The following is a 24,741-nucleotide window of genomic DNA, read 5'->3' on the forward strand; positions in this document are numbered from 1 at the left end:
GCTCGACTGTGGACTTGGGCCTACGCGGTGGTCTTCGGGACCGGTGAGCAGTCGACAGGGGAGTCGACGGCCAGTACGCCCGCAGCAAGCGGCGGGGATGGGGCGGATTCGGCGGAGCGATGAGAACGGCACCGGAGTATTTGCTGGCGATCTACATCGCACAGCACCGGGATGACCCGCCAGTCGCACCGGGAGAGTTGGGGGAGATGCTCGATCGGTCTCCGGCGGCGGTGACGGAGATGTGCCAACGACTTGCCGAAGACGGTCTCGTCTCCTACGAGCCCTACGATGGGGTGACGCTAACTGAATCGGGGCGCGAGGAAGCCACAGAGTTACACGAGACGTACGTGACCGTCTCGTGGTTCTTCCGAGGCGTGCTAGATCTCGACGACCACGAGACGGAGGCGATGGAACTGGCCGGTCTGGTCAGTCCGATGGTCGCCGAGCGGTTGGCGGCTACGCTCCCCTGTGACGCCGGGGCGGAGGGTACACGGGGGGTTACCGATTCAGACTCGACGACCTCCGATGGGGACACTGCGTGAGGGGGCTGTACTGTTCAAGACCTATTTTAGGCCGTGCGAAAAGTTGATAGAATTGATATAGTAAAAATTCGGCCTGCCAAGATTCTGGGTTTTGGCGGCCTAAAAGATGATATTTTAGGCCTCCCAAAAACACCAATTTTATGATATGTTGGTGTGTAGGTAGAGCTGTCATGAGCGCAGAAGGACTCGAACGACAGACGCGTAACTACTTGAGCAACAACGTCCCGCAGATCCAGCAACACGGCGGCAACTTCGAGGTCCGCGAGGTCGACGAAAGCGCAGGCACAGCCACCGTCGCTATCGGCGGCGCGTGTTCGGGGTGTGGCATCGCTCCGATGACGATGAAGGCAATCGAACAGCGACTCCCCAAGAGCGTCGACGGGCTCGAAGACGTCGAAGTCGTCCGCTCTGGCGGACCGCGCGCCGCGGTCATGCCCTCGAAGACCGACGACATGGAGGAGATGGACGAGTACGAGGATTACAGCCCGCCGTTCTGAGCGCCCGCTCGTATCCGGATCGCAACTGTCGACATTTGCCCGGTACTGACCGGGACTGGGTTTTATTCACACCGGACAGCGTTCGCCGTCGAGGAGAGATCGGTTGACCGGTCGGGCTGCCGTCAGTGTGTGGACGGAGTCAGGTAGCTATCTGTGAGGATTCCGGGGCGAGAATTAGACCGGCAGCGTATTCTCGGGGACCGTGCCGTCGTCGGACCAGCCGCGTGCGTCGTAGTACTCGTCGAGCGCTGCTTCGAACGACGGGAGTTCGTAGGGGAGCGCGTCGTCTGTCCGGTCGAAGCCGCGCTGGTTGTTGAAGTGGCGTTCGAGGGTCACGGTGCGAGCGCCAACGGCCATCAGGTCCTCGAAGTCGGCATCGAAGAGTTGTTCGTAGCGCTCGGGAGTCATGAAGTCCCGCGAGAACTTGCAGACGACGCCGCTGTCGTTCAGCGCCATCAGGTTCTCCCGCTCGACCAGCACGTCGGCTTTCCCGAGCGTCCCCTCCGGAGCCACCGCCTGTTCGTCGGGGACGAGTGGGTACTCGACGGAGTAGAACGTCGCATACATGTGGTCCGCGCCGCGGTTGGCGACGGCGTAGGAGAGTCCCTGGCCGTGAAGGACACGGCCCTCGTGAGCCGCGAAGTCCATCCCCTTGACCGTCCAGTTCTCAACACCGAGGTCGTCGTAACAGCGGTCGATGCCCTCCGCGAGGGTGTCGCCGACACCCTCTCGGTGGGCAATCTTCTCGACAGTCTCGTGAATCAGGTCGGTGTCGCCGAAGGCGTCCTCACTGGCGAGATACGCGGCGACGGTGTTGCCGGCGGAGATGGCGTCCATCCCGAGGCGGTCACAGAGTTCGTTGGACTGCATCACGTCCACGATGTCGTCGACGCCGGAGTTCGACCCGAACGCCATCGCCACCTCGAACTCGGGGCCTTCGGTCTCGACGCCGCGCTCCTTGTCTTGCGTCGGGAGCTTGCAGGCGAACGCGCACGCTGAGCAGGTCCCCTTCTTGTACTTCTTCGATTCGACGGCGTCGCCGTTGATGCCCTCCACGCCCGCGAAGGACTGCTCGGAGAAGTAGTAGGACGGGAGCCCGTCGACCTCGTTGGCGAGGTCCATCACCGAGACGGTTCCCTGCCGTTTCATGATGTGGTCCGCTGTGGCGGCTTCCCGGTGAATGTCCGTCTGTATCAGCGGAACCTCGATGTCCGGTGGGGAATCGCCCGCGAACGTGAGTCCCTTGACGTTTTTCGCGCCCATGACCGCGCCGAGGCCGCCGCGACCGAACGCCCGCTCCCCGCTCGTCATGATGGACGCGAACCGGACCCGGTTCTCGCCGGCCGGGCCGATAACGGCCGTCTGGTCGGCCTCGATACCGTGTTCGGCGTCGAGGTACTCCAGCGTCTCGGGAACGGTCGCGCCGGCGAGGTCGGGGACGGCCTCGAACTCGACGCCGTCGTCCCGAACGTGGAGGATGACGAGTTCGTCGCTCTCGCCGGTGAGTTCGACAGCGCTGTACCCGGTATCGGCGAAGTTCCTGGACATGAACCCGCCGGCGTTCGAGGAGAGCAGTCCGTCAGTCAGCGGCGAGACGCCGGTGCAGTTCATCCGGCCGGTGAAGCTCATCTGGGCGGCCTGCATCGGCCCCGTCGAGAACACCAGTCGGTTCTCCGATCCGAACGGGTCAACGTCGAACGGGATCCGCTCGTGGGCGAGCCGCGTCCCGACGCCGCGACCACCGAGGTACTGTTCGAGGATGCCGTCTATCTCCTCCGTGTTTCTCTCACCCGCTGACAGGTCGACTGTCAGCAGCGGCCACGTTGAGTATATCATGATTGTTGCTTGACTATCCATGATCTTATCGATTGTGCCATGGGCGACTGTTCAACTGAAGCCGTTCCCACCTCCATCAGGAGGCACTAATAAACCCATAATCGGTGTAATAGCGTTTTACTGTGGTTTCGGTCGCAGTTCATGATATCATGTTTACACTATAAGTATGATCAACAATAACACATATCTTACCCTCCGAGGGATGTGTTCATGTCTCAAGATGCAGATGCCAGCGGAACGCCGACAGTATCGCGACGACGGATGCTTCAGACTACGGGTGCCGCCACACTGGCCGCACTCGCCGGCTGTAACACCGGTACCAACGACGGAGCCAGTAGCGGAGGCGGCGGTGGGGCTCCCGACCCGGTCCGTGAGCGCGTCGACGTCGATGTCGACGAGATTCAGGACGGGGGGACCCTCCGGTTCGGCCTCGGTGCCGGAATCGACTCCTTTGACCCGTCCTACAGCACCAATGCGCCGTCCGGGAACGTCCACGGCCTCGTCTACGAGAGTATCATCACACAGGACGCCGCAGGCACCGTCTATCCCTGGCTAGCGAAGTCCTGGGAACGGGTGGACGTACAGGAAGTCGAGGACGGAGCCTACGAACCGTACATGGTGTCGGCTGATACGGACGACGACGGGAACCTCGTCGCCGACGACCAGATACTCATCCGGAATCAGGAGGCCGGTGAAGTTCTGAGTGTCAACGAGGCCCCCGACGCCGTCGAAGACGGTACCTACGGCATCAAGTACCAGGCCAAACTCCACGAGGGCGTCAAATTCCACAACGGCGAGGAGATGACCGCCGAGAACGTCGCCCGGTCCTACGAGGTCGTCGAGAACTCCTCGATTTCGGCCCAGACGTTCGACTCGTTCCTCTACGCCGAGGTTGTTGATGACTACACGGTCAACATCTACGGGCAAGAGCCCGATGCGGAAGCCGACAACCAGCTCCCGGTCGACGTGTACCCGATGGAGCACATCGAGGAATACCCAGACACGGGCGCGGACCCGCGCAACGACCACACCCCCATCGGGACGGGACCGTACCAGTTCGAATCCTACGAGACCGAGGAACGCGCCGAGTTCAGTTCCTTCGACGACTACTGGCTCGACGACCTCGGCCTCGACGCGCTGGAGTGGTGGGACGGCCCGGACGGCTTCCCGACGAGTCCGGTCGTCGACGAAGTCGTGGTCGCCATCGTGCAGGACAACGCGACCCGTGCCGCGGCGCTCAACAACGGCGAGATCGACCTCACCTACGGGCTCAACACCGGCACGTACGGCGAGTACCGGAGTGCCGAGGACTTCCGGCTCAGCGTGACTAATGCCGGCGCGTACAACTTCCTCCAGTACCCCGTCACCCAGTCACCGTGGGACGACCCGCGCATCCGCCGGGGCGTCAATCAGCTGATTCCCCGTGCCCAGATCGCCGAGAACATCTACAACGGGTATCGGAATCCGGCCTACACGCCGCTGCCTGAAATGGCCGCCAAAGCGGGGACGGTGGACTACGAGGCACTCACCGAGGAACTGCGCCCACAGACCGAGCAGAACACCGAGGCGGCGACCGAACTGCTGCAGGAGGCCGTCGACGACCTCGGCGTCGAGACGCCAATCGAGGCCACAATCGAGACGAACGCGACGGACGACCGCCTGCGCGAGGCCGAACTCATCGCGCAGGTGCTGAGCAACACGGAGTTTTTCGACATCAGCGTCGAGGACTTCGAGTTCACAACATTCATCCAGCGCATCCTCGGCTCCGAGTACTACCAGCAGGGCAACATCGTCCTCATCGGCCTCTCGGGGACGTTCAACCCCGGCAGTTTCTACGACGCCGTCAACTCCATCGACAACTTCGGCCAGTGCTGTAACTTCAACCGGATTGACACGCCGGAACTGGACGAAATCGCGACGGAGGCACGGTTCTCCGTCGAGGCCGTCGAAGACTCACAGTTCCGGGGCGAGCAGTACGACAAGGTGTGGCAGGGACTTATCGAGCAGGCCCCGAACAGCTACACTGTCTTCGGGACAAACGTGACGGCGCTGTCGACGGAGTACGTCGGCTACAACACGTACACGTTCTCCAGCAGCATCCTGCCCTACGGCCTCCACGCCCCAGAAGACCAGCAGGTCGCCTATCTGAACCGGGAGTAACCCATGGGCCTCAGACGCTTCATCGCAGTCCGGGTGCTCACGACCATCCCGATACTGTTCGGAGTCTCGGTGTTCACCTTCGCGATGGTCCACCTGACGCCAGGGGACCCGATCGACCAGTTAGTGGCGCTAAACCCTCAGATTTCGGCCGCCGAGGAGGCGGCGATACGCGCCAGATACGGGCTCGACGGCCCGGTGTGGCAGCAGTACCTCACCTGGATAACCAACGTCCTCCAGGGCGATTTCGGGACGGTCATCAACGTCGACCAGCCGGTCGGTCCGTACATTATGGATCGGTTACCACAGACTATCGCACTGGGCCTGTTCGGCTGGGTTATTGCCTTACTCATCGCGATTCCGACCGGCATCTACGCCGCCGTGCACAAGGACACGCTGGGCGACGACCTCTCGCGGGTGTTCGCGCTGTCGGGCATCTCGCTGCCGAACTTCTGGCTCGGCCTGATGCTCATCCTCGTGTTCGCGCTCTGGCTCGACCTCTGGCCGGTGCTGGCTCCGAACAAACCGCTGTTCTCGCCGGCAATGCTGAAGTATCTCGTCCTCCCGGGCGTCACCATCGGGACGGCGTCGTCGGCCACGCTGATGCGCGTGATGCGGTCGTCGATGGCCGAGGAGATGAACAAGGAGTACGTCACGGCGGCCCGGGCGAAGGGGCTGCCCGAGCGGACGGTCGTGTTGAAACACGTCCTGCGGAACTCGCTCATCTCGGTGACCACCATCGCCGCGTTCCTGACGGCGAGTATCTTCGCCGGCGCTGTCGTCGTCGAATCAGTGTTCGCCTGGCCCGGTCTGGGGCGAGCCTTCGTCAAGGCGATCTCCGGCCGCGAAGTCGACCTCATCATGGCGATCACGCTGTTTACCGGTGTGACGATCATCCTGGCGAACCTGCTCGCAGACATTGTGTACGCGCTGTTAGACCCACGAATCCGCTACGACTGACCAATGAGTACTGAACGAGGACGCATACGCATAACGGGGTTCGACGCCGACCGCGTCGAGTCCCGCGAACCGCTATCCGACTGGACAGAGGAACGAGACACCGAAACCGAGAGTCGCTGGGAGCGCGCCTGGGGCGAGTTCCGTGACAACCGAAGCGCGATGCTCGGGCTCTATATTGTTGCCCTGATGGGAATCCTGGCTGTATTCGCACGCCCAGTGACAATCGCGGGCGTGACAGTCCAGCCCTTCTCGCTGGCCCCCTACGACCCGAGCGCGATTCTGTACGTGCAGGGTCTCGACGTGAGCGCGTACGAGGCCCCGTCGCTGGCCCATCCGTTCGGCACCGACGGCTCCGCCCGGGACGTGTTCTCCCGCGTGCTGTACGGCGGTCGGTTCAGCCTCTCGATTGGCTTCATCGTGGTCTCGATTACCGCCGCCATCGGGCTGGTGTACGGTGCCATTGCGGGCTACTACGGCGGCCGGATCGACGAAGTGATGATGCGGCTGCTCGACCTCATCTTCGCGTTCCCCGGCCTCCTGTTGGCGTTGATTATCGTCGCCGTGCTCGGCAAGGGGTACTGGGAGCTGGTGCTCGCGTTCACCGTGTTCGGCTGGGCCGGCTACGCCCGACTGATACGCGGTGAGATACTGAAGGTCAAGGAAAACGAGTACGTCATGGCCGCGAAGGCGCTGGGCGCGCGTGACCGTCGCGTCATCTTCAGACACGTCGTCCCCAACGCTATCGCGCCGCTGGTCGTTCAGGCCTCGCTCTCCATCGGGACGGTCGTCATCGGCGTGGCGGCGCTTGGCTTCCTCGGCCTCGGCCTCCCGCCCGGGTCCGCCGAGTGGGGGACGATGCTGGACGCAACCCGCGAGACCATCGTCCAGGGACCCGGCGGGACGATTCCCTGGTGGGTCACCGTGTTCCCCGGCGGCGCGATCTTCCTGTTCGTGATGTCGATGAACCTCATCGGTGACGGCATCAACGACGCGCTCAACGCGCAGGAAGGTACTGACGTAGCCACTGGAGGCGAGGTCTGATGTCACTGCTGGAAGTCGAAGACCTCACGGTGAACTTCTACACCGAGGAAGGCGTCGTCACCGCCGTCGACGACCTCTCCTTTCGCATCGACCGCGGCGAGAAGTTCGGCGTCGTCGGCGAGAGCGGCGCGGGCAAGAGCGTCACCGCGCTGTCAGTGATGCGCCTCATCGAGGAACCGGGCCGTATCGAGAGCGGGACGATCCGCTTTGACGGCCAGGACCTCATGGAACTGTCCGACTCAGCGGTGCGGGACGTGCGGGGCAACGACATCGCGATGATATTCCAGGACGCCCAGACCGCGCTGAACCCGGTGTACACCGTCGGTGAGCAGATTTCCGAGGCCATCCGGCACCACCTCGACTACAGCGACGCGGAGGCCCGGGACCGCACGATCCGGCTGCTCGACGACGTTGGCATCCCGGAGCCGGAAGCCAGATACGACGACTACCCCCACGAGTTCTCCGGCGGGATGCAACAGCGGGCCATCATCGCGATGGCGCTGTCCTGTGACCCCGAACTCCTCATCGCCGACGAGCCGACGACGGCGCTGGACGTGACCATCGAGGCGAAGATCCTGGACCGCCTCGACCGCCTCGCCGACGAATACGACACGGCCATTCAGCTCATCACCCACGACCTCGGCGTCATCGCGGAGATGTGCGACCGGGTGATGGTGATGTACGCCGGCCGCGCCGTCGAGAACGCCCCTGTCGAGGAGCTGTACTACGACCCGAAACACCCCTACACCGTCGGGCTGATGAGCGCCATCCCACGCATCGGCGACCGGCAGGACCGGCTCCAGACGATTCCCGGGACGATGCCGGACCTCGTTGAGGTCCCCTCTGGCTGTAGCTTCCACCCGCGCTGTCCCTTCGCCGAGGAAGCCTGTACGCGCAAACAGCCGCCGCTCGTCGACCCCGAAACCGGCGACGGTGTCGGTCTGTCCGACCGCTCGGCGGCCTGTCTGGCCTACACCGGGGACCTCGATAGCGAACTGGACTACGAAGTCGAAGTGAAAGGGGGCCGGGGGAGTCCGCCAGACGATACCCAGCCCGACCCCCGCGGCGGGCGCACGGACACGGAACCACTCCAGGCCGACTCCGACCCGGTCGGTCTCGACACCGACCTGTTAGACCGCGATGGCCCAGACGACTCGGGAGGGCAACAGGATGGCTAAGACGGCCGATAGCCCGATCCTGGAGGTCGAGAACCTCACGAAATACTACGAGTCTGGCGGGACCATCGTTGACACCCTGCTGGGCCGGAGTCAGGAGGTGAAAGCTCTGGACGGCGTCGACCTGGAACTCTACCCCGGTGAGACGCTAGGTATCGTCGGCGAGTCCGGCTGTGGCAAGACGACGCTCGCCCAGACGCTGCTGCGGCTCATCGAACCCACGGCCGGCTCAGTCCGCTACAAGGGCGAGGACTTGACGGGGGCTTCTGACGACCGCCTGCGGGCACTCCGGAAGGACATCCAGTACATCTTCCAAGACCCTTTCGCCAGCCTCAATCCGCGGCTGACGGTCGGCGACATCGTCGGCGAACCGCTGGACATCCACGGGATCGCGGACGGCGAGGAGCGAACCGAGCGTGTCAAAGAGTTGCTTGAGACCGTCGGGCTGAGCCCGCGTCACACACACCGCTACCCCCACGAGTTCTCGGGCGGTCAGCGCCAGCGCATCGGTATCGCCCGCGCGCTCGCCGTCGACCCCGAGGTCATCGTCTGTGACGAACCCGTCTCGGCGCTGGACGTGAGCGTGCAGGCCCAGATTCTGAACCTGCTGGAGGACTTGCAGGACGAATTCGGCCTCTCCTACATCGTCATCGCCCACGACCTCTCTGTCGTCGAGCACATCTCCGACCGCGTGGGCGTCCTGTATCTCGGGGAGTTCGCCGAAGTCGGCCCGACCGAGGACGTGTTCCAGCCGCCGTATCACCCCTACGCCGAGGCGCTGCTGTCGGCCATTCCGGAGCCGGACCCCGGCTGGGAGGGGGACCGTATTTTCCTCTCCGGCGATGTTCCGTCGCCGCTGAACCCCCCGTCGGGCTGTCGGTTCCACACCCGCTGTCCGAAGGTCATCCAGCCCGAAGGCACCGACATGGCCCAGTCCGAGTGGCGGTCACTGATGGACCTGAAACAGCGGCTCCGCAAAGCCGACTCGCTTGAGGCCGTCACCGCCGTGCAAGAGGGCGTCGAGGACGAAGACCTGAGTCAGCTCTCGCGGTCCGCACTCGAAACCCGGGTCCGCGCCGAGTTCGGCCTCCCGGACACGGTCGGCGACCGGGAGGCCGAGGACGTGCTCGCGGCGGCGCTCGACCACCTGCACGACGAGGCCTTCGAGGACGCGCTGGCGGCGATGAACGACGCCTTCAGCTCCCCCTGCGAGCGAACCGACCCCGCGCTGTTCGACGTCGGTGACGACCACCGCATCGCCTGCCTGTTGCACGACGACGAGCGACCGGACACGCCGACGCGGACGGGGTAGCCCCGAGCAACGCTTTTGCGCACGCCAGTCCACAATCCGACAATGCGTCGCATCTACGACTCGGGGGCGCTCCACCGCGACGACGATGAGCCACAGGCACCCACTGAGCGCGGGGCACGGCCACAGGCCGCACGCAGTATCGACGGCGGGGCCTGGAGCGACCGTCTGGTGCCGACGTGGCTCCGCTACCGCGCCGTCTCGGTCGACATCGAGGTCCCACAGCGGTCGTATCCGGCGGGAACCGAGGTGCCGTTCGTCGTGACGATGCAGAACGCGCTTCCGGTGCCGATAACGCTACCGACGGACTCGCCGCGGCCGTGGACGTGGTACGTCGATGGAGTGCCCGAGGCGTCCCACGTCGATAGCGTGCCCAGCGAGGACGGTAGCCTCCAGTTCGACCGCGGCGAACGAAAGCGGTTCAGGCGACAGTGGGACCGGATGTTCCGGGTCAGCGACGACGAGTGGGAGCCCGCACCGGCCGGGGAGTACACCATCGGCGCAGGGCTGAGCGTGACCGACGCTGCCGAGCGTGGCCTGTACAGCGAGACGACAGTCAGCATCAGCGATCAGTAGAGACGCGAGCAATCGCGCACCGGGCGATGCGGATCAGGATCCGGGAGGGGTCGGTGCAGGTGTGGGAGTCGGCTCTGCTGGTGTTTCAGTCGGGGTTACAGCTTCCTCGTCCGTCCCGAAGCCGCCATCGAAGGTCTCACCGGCATCCGGGTCGGGTGCTTCACCGTCGAGCAGGAACGAAAGCAGGTTCCCGATGAACACCTCGTTGTCGGCGTCGTATATCTCGGAACTGCGTATGAACGTCGAGTCAGTGACGAACACCATGTTGTCGTTGCGGACGACTGTCGCGTACGTGCCGGTGCGACGCGTCTCCAGCGTCCGGGTGCCATCGGCAGCGGTGAACTTCGTCTCGGCATCGCCGTTTACCACCGCGTAGCCGGCGGTGTCGAAGGTGATCGTCTCGACACCGTCGGTCAGTTCGCCGTCGTCGCTCGGCGATGCATAGATGGCCTTGAAGTTGTTGTCGTTGGCCGAATCATCGACGTTGTACAGCTGTTCGGCACCCATCCGGACGCCGTACTGCGCGGTGGCGTTGTTGGCGCCGAACGACACCGTCGTCGTCGACTGGGTGAAGCCGGTCGACAGGCGGGTCTGTGTCGGTTCGGCGAGGACGACGACACGGCCACCGTCGTCTGTGTACTCCTGTAGCGCTTCGCGTTCTTCTTGCGAGTAGCTGCCGAGCGGCTGGACGATGAGCACACCGTCGTACTGGCCCAGCGAATCGGCGAACGAAGCAGTGCCGGCGGTGCCGTACTCAACGGTGTGGCCCGCTTCGAACACGGCCTCGGTAATCGGTTCGAGTTCGGACTCGGACACCTGATTGCCGTGGCCCGTGTCGACGAGTATTCGCTTGTCACTCGCCTCGGAGTCGACCGATATCTCCCCTTCTTCGGGGTCGACAGGGGCATTGACGGCGTCGGGCTGGTACTGCGACGGAGACTGGCCGTCGATCGACTGGCCGTCCGGCGGGCCGGATGACCCCGGATTAACGACTGCGAGGAGGAACGTGCCGCCCAGTATCGCCACGAGAACGACGATAAACACGGCGAGCGGCTTGACGATACGGCCCTCAGTCATTGCGGATCACCGTTGCGTTGTTGTCCTCGGCGGGGATTCCCCAGACGGCGTAGTACTTCACCGGTTCCCGGAACATCGTCTCGCTGTCGTCGGGATGGACGAGATAGGTCACGTTGTTCGCGCCCTGCACGGTTTCAGCGCCGGCAGGGACGATGATGGCGTTGAATTGGGCACCGCCGCTTCCCAGATATGTCACGTCGTACCCGTCGCCCTCGATGTCGCCTGAGAGCGCGGCGGCCCGCTCGATGGCCAGTTCGGAGTCACCGATGCGGTCGGCGAAACCGTTCTGGGTTGCCTGTGCGCCGAGGTACGTGCCGCCGTTGGCGACTTCCTCGCGGGAGACGGTCAGTTGCTCGCCCCGGTGACGCATGACCGTCCCGACGAAGGAGCGCTGGAGCACCTCGATATCCTCTCGGAGGCCGTCCTTGCTTATCTGGGCCTTGTCCGGCCCCGAGCGGACGAACGTCTCGCCCTGCTGTTCGGCCTGCTCGATGAGGCTCAGCGGGGCCTGGACGATGACGCCGATACTCCCGACGTTCGAACTCGGCTTGACCACGATCTCGTCGGCCGGAGCGATGCCGTAATAGCCGCCCGAGGCGGCCGTGCCCTCGACGTAGGCGACGACGGGCATCTCGCTGGCGGTCCGGTTCACGGCGAGGTAGAACTCCTCGCTTGAGTCGACCGGCCCGCCGGGGCTGTCGACCCGGAGGACGACTGCCTCGATTGAGCCGTTGTTCCGTGCTTCGCGGAGGTCCTGCTTGACGGCGTTGACGTTAGCGTCGGTTGTGCCGCCGCGAAGGGTGACGACGGCGACGCTCGGATCGTCGTCGCCACCGCTTGGCACGCCGTTCCAGATGACCGGCGCGAATATCGCGGCGACGACGAGGGCGAGCGTGACTGCGATCACGTACGACGCCGTCATCGCCGAGAACAGTTGTTCTCTCCCAAACATCTATACATCCCGTTCGGACTGCGGGAGTAATAAACCCCGGTCGGCGTCCCCTGTTGCGGTCTGCCGCACTGGACAGGCTGAGAGAGCAGCGACCAACGGTTATTGGGCTCCGGGTCGTGCAACCGGTATGGAAACCCGAGCACTGGGCGACACTGGGCAGGAGAGCACGGTGCTGACGTTCGGCTCGATAGCACTCAACTGGCTCGAACAGGAAGGGGCGAACCAGCTGGTCGAACTCGTGCTGGACCACGGCGTCAACCACTTCGACGTCGCGCCGACCTACGGCGACGCGGAGCTGAAACTGGGGCCGAAGCTCCGCCAGCACCGCGAGGAGATTTTCCTGGGCTGCAAGACCCAGGAGCGCGAGTACGAGGGGGCCGCCCGGAAAATCGACCGGTCGCTGAACCGCCTCGGCATCGACACTATCGACCTCTACCAGATTCACGGCCTGGAGTACGAGGACGAACTGGACACCATCACCGCCGACGACGGCGCGCTGGCGGCGATACGCGAGGCAAAAGCGGACGGGAAAATCAACCATATCGGGCTGACGAGCCACGGTAATCCCGAACTCATCCTCGACGCCATCGACCGCATCGACGACCTGGAGACGGTGATGTTCCCACTGAACCCCGTCGTCGCCGGCAAGGACGACAGCGAATACGACTACGAGGCCGTCCTGGACCGCTGCGAGGCGGAGGGCATCGGCACGCTGGGCATCAAGGCCTTCGCGAAGGGGTCGTGGCCGCCGACCGACGAACTGGCCGAGGCCGACCGCCCGTACGCGAACTGGTACGAGCCGGTCGACACGCCGGAAGTCATCCGTGAACGGTTCGACTTCGCCGCCGCCCAGGGCCTCGACACCGTCGTCAGCCCCGGTGACCCGAAGCTCGTCGCGATGGTGCTCGACGCTGCCAGTCGCTCCGAAGGAATGGATGAGGCACGCCAGCGGGCGCTCATCGAGGAAGCGCGCCACGACGACAGCCCGGTGCCCGAGCAACTGCACCACTGAGCGTGGACGGCGTTCCGGAGACGGTGACGGCCGCCCTCGCCGACCGGCAGGTCGAAGGCCAGGTCTGTCTTGAGGCGGGGGCCGGCGTCGGGAACACGACGGCCGGACTGCTGGCCGCGGGCGCGAAGCGGGTGTACGCGGTGACGAACGACGCCGATCACGCCGCGACGGTCCGCGAGCGCGTCGGCGACGGGAACGCCGACCGGCTTGTCGTCGTCGAGGCCGACCTCCGGGCGACGCCACTCGTGACGGATAGCGTCGACCTCGTCACCGCCCATGGACTCTGTAACGTCCTGCCACCGACTGCACTGGACGCCGTCGCGGCCGAACTGACGCGGGTCGCAAAACCCGGTGGCCACCTCGTTGTCGACGACTACGCGGTGCCGCCCGCCGATGCGTCTGTCAACCGACTGTTCGCGCTGGAAAACGCCGCTGCCAGAGCCGTCGACGGCCGGCCGGCGCTGACGTTCTACCCGCCCGCTGTGCTGGCCGCGGTGTTCGCCGACCACGGTTGGACTGTCGAGCGAAAGAAGACCTTGCTGGAGCCTGTGCCCTGGACCGAGGCGCATTTGGACGCCCACGCGGAGGTGGTGCGTGGGTACGCTGACGACCTTCCAGACGTAGTTGGGGGACCGCTGGCCGCGATGGCCGACGACATAGCTGCTGCTATCGGCTCCGAGCGAACCGGGACGATGGACAGTCTTGGATTCCGGCTAGTAGATGTGTAAGTCGTTCAAAGACACTGCAGCGCGAGTAGGTAGTCAAACAGCCAGAAAGCCCCGGCTGGCTGCACTCCCGCGACTCGCTGCGGTCCTCACTGCGTTGCGGTCCTTGCGTCGCCGGGGTTCGTGCAGCCAGCCGCCCCTTTCAGTCCCGCCCAAAACCGGTTGGTCATTCCAGGCAGAGTGGGGCTTTCTGGCTGTTAAACAACACACGCACTCAAGAGACACAGACGAACACAACGGTTCCTAGCAACCGAACGGCTAAGGAAGCGCCGGCCCACGGACAAATATGACGCTCAACCGCCTGTCCGAGTTCGACGCCGAACCGGAAGAGGGTGAAGTCATCGACGGGGAACTGGCAGTGACCGACGACGTGCTGGTGAAGGCGTTCGCGCTGGGGCCGGACGCGACAATCGACCCGCACGAACACGACGACGCGACAAACGTGTTCCACGTCGTCCGTGGCGAGGTGACGGTCCAGCAGGAGGATAGAGAGGAAGCCATCGCCGCGCCGGGGGTCGTGCTGAACGAGCGGGGGCAGGCCCACGGCGCGCACAATCACACCGATGGCGTCGTCGTGCTGACCGCGAGCCTCTGTCCCTTGCCGGGACAGTAAGGGGCTGCCGTCGGAATAACAGAACTGACCGGCCGTTTCCGCACCACGCTTATCGGTGTTGTAGTTCACTGACAAGACATGGCCGAACCACTGCCGACGAACGGACTCCGCAAAACGGTCGATAGCGGCGGCGTCGCGCTGGGCGTCCTCGACAACACATACAGCCCGACGCTGGTCGAATTCTACGGGGACCTCGGCGTCGACTTCGTCTGGCTCGACTTCGAACACGGCGGGCCGGACCCGTGGGACGCGGCGACCGTCGAGAATCTGCTGCGGGCGGCCGACGGCACCGGGACGGAGCTACTGGTCCGCCTGCCGGATACGGCTCCGACGCTGGTGCGGAAGGCGCTGGACCTTGGGGTCAAGAACGTCTTCCTGCCGCGGGTCGAAACCGCCGACGAAGTCAGGGAAGCCGTCAAATCAGGGCGGTTCCGGTACGACGGCGACCCGGGCGACCGGGGACTGGCCGCGCCCCGAGCGCGTCGCTGGGGCCTGGGCGAGAACTACATCGAGGCCTCGGACGAGGAGACGCTGGTCGGGACCACAATCGAGACGAAGGAGGCGGTGGAGAACATCGACGCGATTCTGGACGTGCCCGAGCTCGGCTTCGTGTTCATCGGGCCGTTCGACCTCTCCGTGTCGCTGGGTCACCCCGGCGAAGTCGACCACCCCGAGGTACAGGACGCGGTGGAGACGGTCCGCTCGGCGGCCGTCGAGGCGGGTGTCACCGTCGGCGGGCTCGGCTTCGGGATGGACGACGTAAACGAGAAGGCCGAATCGGGGTACCAGATACTGCACGTCGGGAGTACGACCGGCGCGGTACAGAACGCTGTGCGCGGATGGCTGGACGATTTCGAAGGGGACCGAAGCTAGGAGAACAAAGGGATAGCGGCCGAATCAGGCGCTCGCACCGGATTCAGCGCCGCTCGTCGCGTCGACGGCGCTGTCGTCGAGTTCCGCTTCGGCTTCCAGCAGTTCGCGGTAGCGCTCGCGGATGGTCACAGTGCTGATGTCCGTGGCCTCGCTGACGGTTTCCTGGGTCATCTCCTCGCCCAGCAGCAGGCCGGCGGCGTAGATGGCCGCGGCGGCGAGGCCGACGGGGCTCTTGCCGCTGTGGACGTTCGCTTCCTTCCCCGCCTCGATGAGGGCGCGGGCCTGGCGTTCGAGGGCGTCGTCGGCGTCGAGTTCGGAGATGAACTTGCTGAGGTAGGTCGCGGGGTCCGGCGGGCCGACCTGCAGCGAGAGTTCGCGGTTGAGATAGCGGTACGCGCGGGTGAACTCCATCTCGTCGACGCGGCTGACGACGGCCATGTCGTCGAGCGTCTGTGGGAGGTTCGACTGTCTGATTGCGGCGTACAGGGCGGCAGTCGCCATCCCTTCGATGGAGCGACCGGGCAACATTCCCTCGTCGAGGGCACGGCGGTAGATGACGCTGGCCGTCTCGCGGGCGCTCTCGGGGACGCCGAGAGCGCTCCCCATTCGGTCGATCTCGCCCAGCGCCTGCTTGAGGTTGCGCTCGGCGTGGTCGCGGGTGCGGAACCGCTCGTCCCAGGTCCGCAGGCGCTGCATCTTCTCGCGCTGGCGCGTCGACAGGGAGTTGCCGTAGGCGTCCTTGTTCTGCCAGCCGATGTTGGTCGAGAGGCCCTTGTCGTGTTTCATCTCCGTCGTCGGGGCACCGACGCGGCGCTTGTTGTCGCGCTCCTGGCTGTCGAAGGCGCGCCACTCCGGGCCGTGGTCGATCTCGTCCTCGTCGACGACGAGGCCGCAGGCTTCACAGACCGTCTCGCCGCGACTGTCGTCGGTGACGAGGCTTCCGCCACAGTCCGGGCAGGCGTGGCCAGTGCTCGCCTCGGACTCGGCCTGTTCGTCCGCACTTTCATCGCGTTCGTCGGGGGAATAGATGCTGCGTGTCGTCATAGTGTGCCTCTGCGAGCGCGTGGGACGCCCGCGGTCGTACCCAATTATAGGGGTGCATCCCCCATGACGACTCGTTTGGCATATGCCGAAATCCTGATAAGTGATAGATAGCTGTTACGTTCGCGCGCCACAGCGCACGACGCCCCTCCGCGGTCATCCTGTGCTGACCTGCGACGCGGCAGTATTCAGGTAGTGCAGTTCGGCCCGGTTCCGGATACGATATCGCCGTTTACACGCCCGAGCGGCCGATGCGGAGGCGTCCGCCCTCGGCGACATCTTCGTCGGCCTGAACTGGCCCCATCGACCGCGTGACGAACGACCGGACGATCCACGCTTCGGCCCGCTGGAGGCGGTACTGGAGCGTCGACCGCGACACGTCGAGCGTCTCGGCGAGTTCGGTGAGCGAAGTATCCCGGGGCGTCCGGTAGTAGCCGTGTTCGACGGCGGCCTCGACGGCGGCCTGTTGCTCCGGCGGGAGCTCCGCCAGCGTCACGGCCTCGTCGACCCAGTACGAGGGCGAGCTAAGCTGCCGGAACTCGACGGTGAGCCCCTCGCGGAGCTCGGATTCCATCTCCTCGAACAGTCCGTCGACGCCGGCGTCGCTGCACAGGAGCAGCCGCCACTCACACCGGCTCCCGCGGCGTTCGGTCTCGACGAGGACACCGCGGCCGACGTGGTCGATGGCCAGCCGCGGAATCGAGTGACAGTCACCGGCTTCCGACCGGTAGCTGTACACCGTCCGGACTCCGGGGTCCGAGCCGATGACCTCGTACGTCCAGTCGGTCTTGCAGTTGCGGGTCCCGATGCACTCGGTACACTGGACCGGGTCGTCGTACACGTCGTCAAGCTGTTCAAGGGCGGTCTCCGGGCCGGCGACCCGTTCGAGCCGCCACATCCCGTCTCGCGTGACGTTGCACGCGATAGTCCGGGAGTGGGTTTCCGGGTAGTCGATGAACACGTCCATCACGGGGTCGACGTTCCGTTCGTAGTCGATAGTGAAGATGAACTCTCGCATATACCTCCCGTTGCGTGCCAAGCCGTTTATACGCACTGTCTCATTCGGCGTATGCCAAACAAGCTGTAATTGGTACGGGAGGCCACCGATAGAGTATGTCGTGTCCTGTCTCCGCATCTACTGGCGAATCGTCCGGCGGACCGGCCGCCGGCGGCACGCCGGACGAGCCCTCATCGCGTATTCGCAGATATGAACTGCCGACGCACAACTGGCGACACACCGTCATCTACGGAGTCGTGTTCTGGGCGGTCGTGGCCGCTGCGTGGCTCGCCGTCCCGGCCGGCCACCCCTTCCAGTTGGGCGTCACGCTTTCCGGACTGTTTGCGGCCCCGCTGTTGCCGGTCGCGCTCTGCTGTGATTACCGGCAGGCCAGGCGCGTCGGCACATGTGACCCCGGGCTTCGCGCGTATCTCTCGAATCTCGTCAGAGATATCAAGACGGCGGTCACGGGTCAGAGCGCCCTCGGCGACCAGCGTCGGGAGTTCATCCGCTGCTGAGCGCGGTCAGACCACTCGCCGACAACCGTTTCGACGGTGTTAGCGGTCAACCCCGGCCGTATATTTACAGCCAGTCCGTCTCGGGGTCGATCCGGTTCGATGGCGTCTCACCGGCCAGCGCGGCCTCGACGTTCGCGGCGACGGCGGCGTTGAGATCGTCGCGGGCTTCCTCGGAGTACCAGGCCGCGTGAGGCGTAACGATGCAGTTGTCAAGGCCGACCAGCGGGTGGTCCGCCGTCGGCGGTTCCTCGGCCAGCACGTCGAGGCCGGCGGCCGCAATCGTCCCGTCGTCCAGCGCCGCCCGAAGCGCTCCCTCGTCGACGAGGCCGCCGCGGCCGGTGTTGACGAGGACGGCGTGGTCGCGCATTGCCGCGAGCGCGTCAGCGTCTATCATCTCCGCCGTACTCTCGGTCAACGGCGCGTGGAGAGAGACGTAGTCGGCCCGCTCGTACAGCGTCTCAAGCGTGACCTTCTCGACATCGGCTTCGGCCATCTCCTCGGCGTCGACGTACGGGTCGTAGGCGATGACGTCGATGTCGAACCCCCGCAGTTGGTCGCGCACTCGTCTCGCGATGGGGCCGAAGGAAACGAGACCGAGCGTCTGGTCGCGGACGCGGTGTACCGGTCGGGTCCGCTCCCAGCCCCACCCGCCGTCGCGAACGTCGCGGTCGTAGGCCGTGAGTGTCCGAACGCAGTCGAGCAGGAGCGTCACCGTGTGGGTCGCGACCTCATCCGTGCAGTACTCGGGGACGTTCGTGACGGCTACGCCGTTGTCCGCTGCCGCGGACACGTCGATGTTGTCGATACCGACGCCCGCTCGCGCGACGATCTGGAGGTCGTCCAGCGCGTCGAGCACCGCGGCGGTGACCGGCGTGTTCACGTCCACAACGAGCGCCGCTGCACCGGCGGCAGCGTCCCGGACCGCGTCCTCGTCGTCTGTCTCCGCGACAACGACATCGGCGTCGAGTGCCGCCCGCAGTCGGTCGACAGCTATCATCGGGTCATCGCTTGCGACCACACGTTCCATACGCGGAGTCATGGACTGGGACGCTAAAACGGGTCGAAGTCGTTCCCATCGAATAGGAATTCGAGGTCCATAATCGATTGAATACAACGAATAAATCAGTTGCTCGTTCGATTCACGCGGTCCGAGCGCTGTGATTTAAGCCACTCGACCGCCAACCCAGCGGTATGCAAATCGAGCTGCGGTTTTTCGCTAACTTCCGGGAAGCCGTCGGACAGAAGACGGTTCAGCGCGAGTACGAGAACGGCCTCCTGGCGGGTGACGTGCTCCGACAGCTCTCCGAGGAGTTCACCGAGATGGACCTGTTCGAGGACGGCGAACTGCGGGAGTACCTGACGATTCTCCGGAACGGAACGGATATTGCCCATCTCGACGGGCTAGAGACCGCGCTGGAGGACGGGGACGAACTCAGCGTGTTCCCGCCAGTCGCCGGGGGGTAGAACGGCCCGGCGGAGCAGGCGGGACTCGAATCAGCAGCAGAAGATGAACGGGAACATCAGCCCGACACGGTCGCCGGCTTCCAGTTCAGTGTCCAGTCCATCGAGGTGTTCGTTGAACTCGCCGTTGACCGCCACTCGCGCGTAGCATCTGGTCTGCTCGCCTTCGGGGTTTTTCGCCCAGTCGCCCGGCAAGTCCGCCATCTCCGGGGCCCAACCCTCGGTGGTGGCGTCGGCTTCGGTCTCCGCGATGAGCATATCGCCCACGTCGTACTCCTGAAAGAACGCGTCGAGGAAGTCACGTAGCGTGTTCCCTTCGAACGTGTATGACAGCGCCGGTTCGCCGACGACCCGGCGGACGTGGCCGGTACACCTGACCTCGACAGTGGTCAGGTCCGGTGCCGACGACTGTCGCTCTACTGTCTCACTGCTCATACGTGTGTTATGACCCGCCGACACAAATCAGTAGAGACGAACATGTTCGCCCATCGCTGGGGTTTATTGGCCGCGAACTCTGTGTGGCGATATGGACGACATCGAACTGGGGATTCCGGCCGGAATCGTCGACTCGCTACCGCCGGACAGCGAGGACACGAAACGCGACATGGAACAGGCCGTCGGTGGCTGGGAGCGGGAGCTCAACGCCGCGCTCAATACCGAAGAGCCGGCCAGCGCCGTCGTCGACCACATCGAGCAGTTCGAGAGCCGGTGGGAGGCCTACGACGAGTACGTTGTCGAACTTCGGGCATGGGGTCAGTCACCCATCTACGCGATGGCCTGGCGCGACCTCCACGCCGCCGTCATCGCCCAGATTTACGACCACGAGGACTTAGACGAGCGAATCAATCGCGAGCGCAACGCCCGCATCGTCGACGACGGTATCCGGCCGGGATAGAGTGTATCCGTCCGGGGTAGGCCGTCGCCGTCCGGGAGAGGTGGAGCCATCCGGGATAGCGCGGGTGTGGCAAACGAGCGCCGGACCGCCGATAAGTTTAGACGACCGCACCCGTAACGACCACGTAATGGAGCGTGAACGGAGTTTTCGCGGCATCTCGGCACGGGCTGCTATCGGCTATCTGGAGAACCTGGGCGGCGAGCAACGCGGCGACGCGACCGTCGAAGGTGACGGCTGGGCAGCAACGCTCTCCGAGGAAAAAGTCGCTATCGGGCCGAGCCTCCAGCTCAACGAGGTGACAATCCAGTTCGACGGCGAGCCGGAGACGCTGGAGCCGCTCATCGAGAAGTTCGCACAGAAAGCGATGCGGGCGGGCGGCTGACCGGGGCGCGATGGCCGACCCGTCGTACCCCATCGAGGGGCAGATCGTCCTGCTGGCCGGCACACAGGCCAGCGTGCCGCTCGACCAGCTCCCTGACCTGCTCGGACGGGTCCAGACGTATCTCCGGGCGAACCGTGCGAGCTACGACAGGAAGTACGAGCGCATCAGCGGCCCCAGAGAGGCCGATTACGTCTGTGCCGAGTCGGGCCGCTGGGACAGTATCGGTACAGAACTCGGGCTGAGCGACCGCGAGCGGGACGCGGTTCGGCGGGCTCACGCCGCCCAGTTCGAGCGCGACGGCCGGCGGCTGGACAGAAGCGAGGAGTTCGAGACGACGCTCGAAATCAGGGACGTGCTGGCGGTCAGCTCCGAACCGTAATCGTCTCCAGCACGCGCTGGGAGAAGTCCGTCTCCGAGAGATCGCCGTTTTCGAGGGCATCGATCCACTCGCTGTCGACTGACCATTCGCCGAGTTCGGTGTCTTCGAGGTCCGTCACCGTCGCCTCGATGTCGACCCCGGACCAGTCATCGGCGTGCAGGTCCCGGAAGACGTTGATGACGCGACCGATTTCCCGGTGGGGAATAACGGCCGCCTCGTCGGCCGAAATCGACTCGTAGGTGAGCCGGTACGTCTCGCCCTCGTCGTCGAACTCGGTGACGTACACGCCGTGGCTGGTCAGTCGGGACTCTACCTGGAATTCGAAGTCGTCGATATCTTCCTTGCGCATTAGAGAACTGAAGTGTGTTCGGCTGCCGGGGCTGTCTCAGTCGTCGCTCGGTGCCGCTGCGCCACCGGAGCTGACGCCGGTTCCGGGACCGATGTCGATGCCAAGTTCATCGAGTTTCTCGTCGGGAACGACACCGTTCTCCCAGTCACGCACCTCGTAGTACTCGTCTTTCATCTTCGAGAGTTCCGCGAGTTCGCCCTCGGAACCGCCCTGTGCCGGCATCGCGTGCTCGTCGCCCTCCACGAACCGGTTTGGCAGGTCGTCGTCGGACCCGTCGAAGCCCGCGAGGTTGTTGTAGTACCGTTCGAGGTTGTAGACGCGCTCGCCGGCCTCCATCAGTTCCTCCTCGCTCACGTCCAGCCCAGTCATGCCGTTGTACTGCAGGACGTACTCCTCGATGCCTTCGGCGAAGGCGTTGAACTTGCAGATGTCGAAGGAGTCGCTGATAGCGTGCAGGTCCTGGAAGGTGGCACACAGCTCGCCTTTGCCCTCCCACTCTCGCGGGTCGACCTTCTCCGGGATGCCGAGAATCTCAGCCGCCGGCGTGTAGCCGCGCAGGTGACACGCGCCGCGGTTCGAGGTCGCGTACCCGATTGCCATCCCCTTCATACAGCGCGGGTCGTAAGCCGCCATCGTCTGGCCCTTGACCGCCAGCGAGTTGGTGTGGGCATCGAACTCCTCTGCGAGGTGGTCCGGCCCCTCAGCGAGATGGTCCGCGAGTTCCGTCTCGCGGTGGGCGATCATCTCGATCATGTCGATCATCGTCTCGGCGTCGCCCCAGTCCAGGCCGTCGCCGAGCTCGTCGAGTTTGCCCTCCTCGGTCATCTCCATCGCCATCGCCATGGTGTTGCCAACGTCGATGGTGTCGACGCCGACGTCGTTACACCGGTCGAGCATCACGGCGATCTTGTCACGTTCGACGTGGCCGGAGTTCGGGCCGAGCGCCCACGCGGACTCGTACTCGTAGGACTCCGTGCGGACGTTCATCTCCTCGCCCTTGTGCATCGCCTGCACCTCGACTTCCTTCTTGCAGGCGACCGGACAGGAGTGACAGGTCGGCTCGTCGACCAGGATGTTCTCCCGGACGTTCTCGCCGGAGACGTTCTCCGAATCCATAATGCGCTCGCCGTCGCCTTCGGCGTCCGAGTACGAGCGCGTCGAAGAGTACTTCGCGTTCTTCGTCGGGAGGCCGTCCATCTCTTCGGTGAGGTTCATCAGGACGTTCGTGCCGTACATCGAGAGTCCGCCCTCGTTGGGTGCGGTCACGTCGGACTCCTGGATGACCTGCATCGCCTGCTTGTGACCCTCCTGGAACGTCTCCTGATCCTTCGGCTTGGGCATCCGGGTGCTGGACTTGACGACGACGGCTTTGAGGTTCTTGTTGCCCATCACGCAGCCGGTGCCGCCGCGGCCCGACGCGCGGTCGTCCTCGTTGATGATACAGGCGTACTTGACCTCGTTTTCACCGCCCTGTCCGATGGCCATCACCGAGAGGTTCTTGCCCAGCGAGCCGCCCTCGATCTCGCCTTCGAGGTCGTCGATGGTGTCGTGGACGCCCTGCCCCCAGAGGTGCGAGGCGTCGCGCAGTTCCACTTCGCCGTCTTCAACGAGCGCATACACCGGCTCGTCGGCCTGGCCCTCGAACAGCAGTCCGTCGAAGCCCGACCATTTCAGCCGCGCTCCGGACCAGCCGCCGTGGTGGGAATCAGTGACCGTCCCCGTCAGCGGCGATTTCGTACAGATGGCGATACGGCCGCTCATCGTCACCTGTGTCCCCGTCAGCGGCCCGTTCATGAACGCCAGCAGGTTGTCCGGACCCAGCGGGTCCACGTCCGGTCCCTGATCGAAGACGTACTTCACGCCGAGCCCGCGTGCACCGATGTACTTTTTCGCGTCTTCCTCGTCGATACCTTCGTAGGCTACGTCCCCGTCCCCGAGGTCGATTCGCGCCACATGGTCCTGAAAGCCACCAAGGTCTGTCATGGTAATACATGGCTCTCCGGCTGGGAACAACTTAACGATTTGTGTTGCTAAACCACAGATATCCGACGTTTTCAGCGGTCGCGTCCCTGCGTGAGCGGGTCACATCCGCGAGTCTGGTCCGAACCGTTTAAGACTCCGAACGGCAAACTCCGGGTAACTCGCTGGACGACGGGCACCAGCGGGCACCTGCGTGTGCAGGTCGGGATGTGAGTCGCGCCGAGCGCGACTTGAACCACGCAACGCCCGTGGTGAATACATATGGCACGAAGCGCATATTCGTACATTCGAGACGCCTGGAAGAACCCGGGCGACGGACAGCTCGCAGAACTACAGTGGCAGCGCCAGCAGGAGTGGCGCGACGAAGGGGCCGTCGAGCGCATCGAGCGCCCGACCCGCCTCGACAAGGCCCGCTCGCAAGGCTACAAGGCGAAACAGGGCGTCGTCGTCGCCCGCGTCTCCGTCCGCAAGGGCGGCGCACGCAAGCGCCGACACAAGGCCGGTCGCCGGTCCAAGCGCCAGGGCGTCACGCGCATCACCCGCCGGAAGGACATCCAGCGCGTCGCCGAGGAACGCGCCTCCCGCACCTTCCCGAACCTGCGCGTGCTCAACAGCTACTCCGTCGGCCAGGACGGCCGACAGAAGTGGCACGAGGTCATCCTCATCGACCCGAACCACCCGGCCATCCAGAACGACGACGACCTGTCGTGGATCTGTGCCGACGACCAGGCCGACCGCGTCTTCCGCGGCCTGACCGGTGCCGGCCGCCGCAACCGCGGCCTCAGCGGTAAGGGCAAAGGGAGCGAGAAGACCCGCCCATCGCTGCGCAGCAACCGCGGCAAGGGCAAATAGAGCCAACAACGTCTCGTTTTTTGCGGCGACGCGGTCACCGCGAAGCACCGCCAGCCAACGATTGTACTGGCAACAAACCGGAATCAAGTCTGGTATCTCAGCGATGCGACGGCCCCCCAAGTGTATACTTGATTAACATTATGTATTTACGAGAGAGACAGGACTCCGATGGGCGAAATCGCCATCCGTATCCGTGGCCTGCCAACGTGGAAGAAGGTGTACTTCGGTCTGGTCGGGCTGGCAGTCGTCGGAATTGCTGCCAGATATGGCCTTTTAGGCCCGTTAGCTGCAGTGGCTTGGTTCCCGTTCGTTGGCGTGAGTACAATCTGGGTTCTGTTCGATGCGCAAGAACAGGGCTTCGAGAATCCAGCAATAGTCGCGTTGATGGTTGCCATCCTGTTGCTTGTGGTCTTTCCCGGCCTGGCGGCGTTACTGACGTACTACTATAAAACAAGAATACAGCGAGACTCTACCGCCGGAGCCATCCTGTAGTTCGGTGGGGCGGGCCTGACGTGAGCCCAGCTAAACTAAACACTGCCGTC

28 protein-coding genes are annotated in these 24,741 nt (G+C 64.5%); 19 read left to right on the forward strand and 9 right to left on the reverse strand.

Annotation, left to right across the window (positions count from 1 at the left end; all coding sequences use genetic code 11):
• The first annotated feature begins 119 nt into the window (after positions 1-119).
• Both HAH_RS12295 and HAH_RS12300 read left to right on the forward strand, forming a co-directional pair.
• Complete coding sequence (locus HAH_RS12295; RefSeq protein ID WP_014041214.1) at positions 120-542, forward strand: metal-dependent transcriptional regulator; 423 nt, start codon at positions 120-122, stop codon at positions 540-542.
• A 170-nt stretch (positions 543-712) separates the two neighbouring features.
• Positions 713-1,039, forward strand: a complete 327-nt coding sequence (locus HAH_RS12300; protein ID WP_014041215.1) for a NifU family protein — start codon at positions 713-715, stop codon at positions 1,037-1,039.
• 174 nt (positions 1,040-1,213) lie between these two features.
• Here the strand turns inward: HAH_RS12300 and HAH_RS12305 are convergent, their stop codons facing one another.
• On the reverse strand, positions 1,214-2,875 hold the full coding sequence (locus tag HAH_RS12305) for an aldehyde ferredoxin oxidoreductase family protein (RefSeq protein ID WP_044952018.1): 1,662 nt from the start codon (positions 2,873-2,875) through the stop codon (positions 1,214-1,216).
• 210 nt (positions 2,876-3,085) lie between these two features.
• Between HAH_RS12305 and HAH_RS12310 the strand changes: the two genes are divergently transcribed.
• From HAH_RS12310 to HAH_RS12335, 6 genes are read left to right on the forward strand one after another with little or no spacing between them, the layout of a single operon-like run.
• Positions 3,086-5,035 (forward strand): ABC transporter substrate-binding protein, encoded by a 1,950-nt coding sequence (locus HAH_RS12310; RefSeq protein WP_044952022.1) that lies wholly within the window; start codon positions 3,086-3,088, stop codon positions 5,033-5,035.
• Between the two features lie 3 nt (positions 5,036-5,038).
• Positions 5,039-5,992, forward strand: coding sequence for an ABC transporter permease (locus HAH_RS12315; RefSeq protein WP_014041218.1), 954 nt, complete (start codon positions 5,039-5,041; stop codon positions 5,990-5,992).
• A gap of 3 nt (positions 5,993-5,995) precedes the next feature.
• Entirely contained in the window at positions 5,996-7,033 is a 1,038-nt protein-coding gene (locus tag HAH_RS12320) for an ABC transporter permease (RefSeq protein WP_008308064.1), read from the forward strand.
• A complete protein-coding gene (locus tag HAH_RS12325; protein ID WP_008308063.1) occupies positions 7,033-8,211 on the forward strand; it encodes an ABC transporter ATP-binding protein in 1,179 nt (392 codons plus the stop codon). Before HAH_RS12320 ends, HAH_RS12325 begins: the two co-directional genes overlap by 1 nt.
• A complete protein-coding gene (locus HAH_RS12330; protein WP_044952024.1) occupies positions 8,204-9,520 on the forward strand; it encodes an ABC transporter ATP-binding protein in 1,317 nt (438 codons plus the stop codon). Before HAH_RS12325 ends, HAH_RS12330 begins: the two co-directional genes overlap by 8 nt.
• Positions 9,521-9,562: 42 nt before the next feature.
• Positions 9,563-10,093, forward strand: coding sequence for a hypothetical protein (locus HAH_RS12335; protein ID WP_014041220.1), 531 nt, complete (start codon positions 9,563-9,565; stop codon positions 10,091-10,093).
• Between the two features lie 33 nt (positions 10,094-10,126).
• Here the strand turns inward: HAH_RS12335 and HAH_RS12340 are convergent, their stop codons facing one another.
• Both HAH_RS12340 and HAH_RS12345 read right to left on the reverse strand, forming a co-directional pair.
• Entirely contained in the window at positions 10,127-11,170 is a 1,044-nt protein-coding gene (locus HAH_RS12340; RefSeq protein ID WP_014041221.1) for a DUF4350 domain-containing protein, read from the reverse strand.
• Complete coding sequence (locus tag HAH_RS12345; RefSeq protein ID WP_014041222.1) at positions 11,163-12,122, reverse strand: S49 family peptidase; 960 nt, start codon at positions 12,120-12,122, stop codon at positions 11,163-11,165. Before HAH_RS12345 ends, HAH_RS12340 begins: the two co-directional genes overlap by 8 nt.
• 127 nt (positions 12,123-12,249) lie before the next feature.
• Here HAH_RS12345 and HAH_RS12350 point away from each other — a divergent pair, with 127 nt between their 5' ends.
• The 4 genes from HAH_RS12350 (at position 12,250) to HAH_RS12365 (ending at position 15,345) form a co-directional block, all read left to right on the forward strand.
• A complete protein-coding gene (locus HAH_RS12350; RefSeq protein ID WP_014041223.1) occupies positions 12,250-13,134 on the forward strand; it encodes an aldo/keto reductase in 885 nt (294 codons plus the stop codon).
• Entirely contained in the window at positions 13,131-13,862 is a 732-nt protein-coding gene (locus tag HAH_RS12355) for a class I SAM-dependent methyltransferase (protein ID WP_174878666.1), read from the forward strand. Before HAH_RS12350 ends, HAH_RS12355 begins: the two co-directional genes overlap by 4 nt.
• A gap of 283 nt (positions 13,863-14,145) precedes the next feature.
• The gene (locus HAH_RS12360) at positions 14,146-14,472 is read left to right on the forward strand and encodes a cupin domain-containing protein (protein WP_014041225.1); all 327 of its coding nucleotides are present in this window, start codon (positions 14,146-14,148) and stop codon (positions 14,470-14,472) included.
• A gap of 78 nt (positions 14,473-14,550) precedes the next feature.
• Positions 14,551-15,345, forward strand: a complete 795-nt coding sequence (locus HAH_RS12365) for an HpcH/HpaI aldolase family protein (protein WP_014041226.1) — start codon at positions 14,551-14,553, stop codon at positions 15,343-15,345.
• A 24-nt stretch (positions 15,346-15,369) separates the two neighbouring features.
• On the opposite strand, the gene HAH_RS12370 is transcribed toward HAH_RS12365, so the two are convergent.
• On the reverse strand, positions 15,370-16,389 hold the full coding sequence (locus tag HAH_RS12370) for a transcription initiation factor IIB (RefSeq protein ID WP_014041227.1): 1,020 nt from the start codon (positions 16,387-16,389) through the stop codon (positions 15,370-15,372).
• Positions 16,390-16,618: 229 nt separating this feature from the next.
• On the reverse strand, positions 16,619-17,404 hold the full coding sequence (locus HAH_RS12375) for a helix-turn-helix domain-containing protein (protein WP_004591084.1): 786 nt from the start codon (positions 17,402-17,404) through the stop codon (positions 16,619-16,621).
• A gap of 95 nt (positions 17,405-17,499) precedes the next feature.
• Here HAH_RS12375 and HAH_RS12380 point away from each other — a divergent pair, with 95 nt between their 5' ends.
• Positions 17,500-17,901 (forward strand): hypothetical protein, encoded by a 402-nt coding sequence (locus HAH_RS12380; protein ID WP_014041228.1) that lies wholly within the window; start codon positions 17,500-17,502, stop codon positions 17,899-17,901.
• Between the two features lie 64 nt (positions 17,902-17,965).
• Here the strand turns inward: HAH_RS12380 and HAH_RS12385 are convergent, their stop codons facing one another.
• Positions 17,966-18,928 (reverse strand): C-terminal binding protein, encoded by a 963-nt coding sequence (locus tag HAH_RS12385; RefSeq protein WP_014041229.1) that lies wholly within the window; start codon positions 18,926-18,928, stop codon positions 17,966-17,968.
• A 164-nt stretch (positions 18,929-19,092) separates the two neighbouring features.
• Between HAH_RS12385 and HAH_RS12390 the strand changes: the two genes are divergently transcribed.
• On the forward strand, positions 19,093-19,365 hold the full coding sequence (locus HAH_RS12390) for a ubiquitin-like small modifier protein 1 (RefSeq protein WP_014041230.1): 273 nt from the start codon (positions 19,093-19,095) through the stop codon (positions 19,363-19,365).
• A 30-nt stretch (positions 19,366-19,395) separates the two neighbouring features.
• Here the strand turns inward: HAH_RS12390 and HAH_RS12395 are convergent, their stop codons facing one another.
• Positions 19,396-19,797 carry a MoaD/ThiS family protein gene (locus HAH_RS12395; protein ID WP_014041231.1) on the reverse strand — a complete coding sequence of 134 codons (402 nt, stop codon included), beginning with the start codon at positions 19,795-19,797 and terminating at the stop codon, positions 19,396-19,398.
• Positions 19,798-19,888: 91 nt separating this feature from the next.
• Between HAH_RS12395 and HAH_RS12400 the strand changes: the two genes are divergently transcribed.
• The 3 genes from HAH_RS12400 to HAH_RS12410 all read left to right on the forward strand — a co-directional run bounded on the left by HAH_RS12400 (position 19,889) and on the right by HAH_RS12410 (position 21,018).
• Positions 19,889-20,257 carry a hypothetical protein gene (locus tag HAH_RS12400; protein ID WP_014041232.1) on the forward strand — a complete coding sequence of 123 codons (369 nt, stop codon included), beginning with the start codon at positions 19,889-19,891 and terminating at the stop codon, positions 20,255-20,257.
• 127 nt (positions 20,258-20,384) lie between these two features.
• Complete coding sequence (locus HAH_RS12405; protein WP_014041233.1) at positions 20,385-20,639, forward strand: hypothetical protein; 255 nt, start codon at positions 20,385-20,387, stop codon at positions 20,637-20,639.
• 10 nt (positions 20,640-20,649) lie between these two features.
• The gene (locus tag HAH_RS12410; RefSeq protein WP_014041234.1) at positions 20,650-21,018 is read left to right on the forward strand and encodes a hypothetical protein; all 369 of its coding nucleotides are present in this window, start codon (positions 20,650-20,652) and stop codon (positions 21,016-21,018) included.
• On the opposite strand, the gene HAH_RS12415 is transcribed toward HAH_RS12410, so the two are convergent.
• Together HAH_RS12415 and HAH_RS12420 are read right to left on the reverse strand one after the other, a co-directional pair.
• Positions 21,002-21,367: a hypothetical protein gene (locus tag HAH_RS12415; RefSeq protein WP_014041235.1), complete on the reverse strand. Its 366-nt coding sequence runs from the start codon at positions 21,365-21,367 to the stop codon at positions 21,002-21,004. The genes HAH_RS12410 and HAH_RS12415 overlap by 17 nt on opposite strands.
• A gap of 36 nt (positions 21,368-21,403) precedes the next feature.
• A complete protein-coding gene (locus HAH_RS12420) occupies positions 21,404-23,350 on the reverse strand; it encodes an aldehyde ferredoxin oxidoreductase family protein (RefSeq protein ID WP_014041236.1) in 1,947 nt (648 codons plus the stop codon).
• A gap of 258 nt (positions 23,351-23,608) precedes the next feature.
• Between HAH_RS12420 and HAH_RS12425 the strand changes: the two genes are divergently transcribed.
• Positions 23,609-24,199: a 50S ribosomal protein L15e gene (locus HAH_RS12425; protein ID WP_008308034.1), complete on the forward strand. Its 591-nt coding sequence runs from the start codon at positions 23,609-23,611 to the stop codon at positions 24,197-24,199.
• 168 nt (positions 24,200-24,367) lie between these two features.
• Complete coding sequence (locus HAH_RS12430) at positions 24,368-24,691, forward strand: hypothetical protein (protein WP_014041237.1); 324 nt, start codon at positions 24,368-24,370, stop codon at positions 24,689-24,691.
• Positions 24,692-24,741: the final 50 nt, after the last annotated feature.

Origin of the sequence: Haloarcula hispanica ATCC 33960, from assembly GCF_000223905.1 — an archaeon.
Lineage (GTDB): Archaea > Halobacteriota > Halobacteria > Halobacteriales > Haloarculaceae > Haloarcula > Haloarcula hispanica.

What these genes read in the sequence shown, in the direction of transcription:
- HAH_RS12295 (WP_014041214.1), top strand. Translation starts at nt 120, where the DNA reads ATGAGAACGGCACCGGAGTATTTGCTGGCGATCTACATCGCACAGCAC.
- HAH_RS12300 (WP_014041215.1), top strand. Translation starts at nt 713, where the DNA reads ATGAGCGCAGAAGGACTCGAACGACAGACGCGTAACTACTTGAGCAAC.
- HAH_RS12305 (WP_044952018.1), bottom strand. Translation starts at nt 2,875, where the DNA reads ATGATATACTCAACGTGGCCGCTGCTGACAGTCGACCTGTCAGCGGGT.
- HAH_RS12310 (WP_044952022.1), top strand. Translation starts at nt 3,086, where the DNA reads ATGTCTCAAGATGCAGATGCCAGCGGAACGCCGACAGTATCGCGACGA.
- HAH_RS12315 (WP_014041218.1), top strand. Translation starts at nt 5,039, where the DNA reads ATGGGCCTCAGACGCTTCATCGCAGTCCGGGTGCTCACGACCATCCCG.
- HAH_RS12320 (WP_008308064.1), top strand. Translation starts at nt 5,996, where the DNA reads ATGAGTACTGAACGAGGACGCATACGCATAACGGGGTTCGACGCCGAC.
- HAH_RS12325 (WP_008308063.1), top strand. Translation starts at nt 7,033, where the DNA reads ATGTCACTGCTGGAAGTCGAAGACCTCACGGTGAACTTCTACACCGAG.
- HAH_RS12330 (WP_044952024.1), top strand. Translation starts at nt 8,204, where the DNA reads ATGGCTAAGACGGCCGATAGCCCGATCCTGGAGGTCGAGAACCTCACG.
- HAH_RS12335 (WP_014041220.1), top strand. Translation starts at nt 9,563, where the DNA reads ATGCGTCGCATCTACGACTCGGGGGCGCTCCACCGCGACGACGATGAG.
- HAH_RS12340 (WP_014041221.1), bottom strand. Translation starts at nt 11,170, where the DNA reads ATGACTGAGGGCCGTATCGTCAAGCCGCTCGCCGTGTTTATCGTCGTT.
- HAH_RS12345 (WP_014041222.1), bottom strand. Translation starts at nt 12,122, where the DNA reads ATGTTTGGGAGAGAACAACTGTTCTCGGCGATGACGGCGTCGTACGTG.
- HAH_RS12350 (WP_014041223.1), top strand. Translation starts at nt 12,250, where the DNA reads ATGGAAACCCGAGCACTGGGCGACACTGGGCAGGAGAGCACGGTGCTG.
- HAH_RS12360 (WP_014041225.1), top strand. Translation starts at nt 14,146, where the DNA reads ATGACGCTCAACCGCCTGTCCGAGTTCGACGCCGAACCGGAAGAGGGT.
- HAH_RS12365 (WP_014041226.1), top strand. Translation starts at nt 14,551, where the DNA reads ATGGCCGAACCACTGCCGACGAACGGACTCCGCAAAACGGTCGATAGC.
- HAH_RS12370 (WP_014041227.1), bottom strand. Translation starts at nt 16,389, where the DNA reads ATGACGACACGCAGCATCTATTCCCCCGACGAACGCGATGAAAGTGCG.
- HAH_RS12375 (WP_004591084.1), bottom strand. Translation starts at nt 17,404, where the DNA reads ATGCGAGAGTTCATCTTCACTATCGACTACGAACGGAACGTCGACCCC.
- HAH_RS12380 (WP_014041228.1), top strand. Translation starts at nt 17,500, where the DNA reads ATGTCGTGTCCTGTCTCCGCATCTACTGGCGAATCGTCCGGCGGACCG.
- HAH_RS12385 (WP_014041229.1), bottom strand. Translation starts at nt 18,928, where the DNA reads ATGGAACGTGTGGTCGCAAGCGATGACCCGATGATAGCTGTCGACCGA.
- HAH_RS12390 (WP_014041230.1), top strand. Translation starts at nt 19,093, where the DNA reads ATGCAAATCGAGCTGCGGTTTTTCGCTAACTTCCGGGAAGCCGTCGGA.
- HAH_RS12395 (WP_014041231.1), bottom strand. Translation starts at nt 19,797, where the DNA reads ATGAGCAGTGAGACAGTAGAGCGACAGTCGTCGGCACCGGACCTGACC.
- HAH_RS12400 (WP_014041232.1), top strand. Translation starts at nt 19,889, where the DNA reads ATGGACGACATCGAACTGGGGATTCCGGCCGGAATCGTCGACTCGCTA.
- HAH_RS12405 (WP_014041233.1), top strand. Translation starts at nt 20,385, where the DNA reads ATGGAGCGTGAACGGAGTTTTCGCGGCATCTCGGCACGGGCTGCTATC.
- HAH_RS12410 (WP_014041234.1), top strand. Translation starts at nt 20,650, where the DNA reads ATGGCCGACCCGTCGTACCCCATCGAGGGGCAGATCGTCCTGCTGGCC.
- HAH_RS12415 (WP_014041235.1), bottom strand. Translation starts at nt 21,367, where the DNA reads ATGCGCAAGGAAGATATCGACGACTTCGAATTCCAGGTAGAGTCCCGA.
- HAH_RS12420 (WP_014041236.1), bottom strand. Translation starts at nt 23,350, where the DNA reads ATGACAGACCTTGGTGGCTTTCAGGACCATGTGGCGCGAATCGACCTC.
- HAH_RS12425 (WP_008308034.1), top strand. Translation starts at nt 23,609, where the DNA reads ATGGCACGAAGCGCATATTCGTACATTCGAGACGCCTGGAAGAACCCG.
- HAH_RS12430 (WP_014041237.1), top strand. Translation starts at nt 24,368, where the DNA reads ATGGGCGAAATCGCCATCCGTATCCGTGGCCTGCCAACGTGGAAGAAG.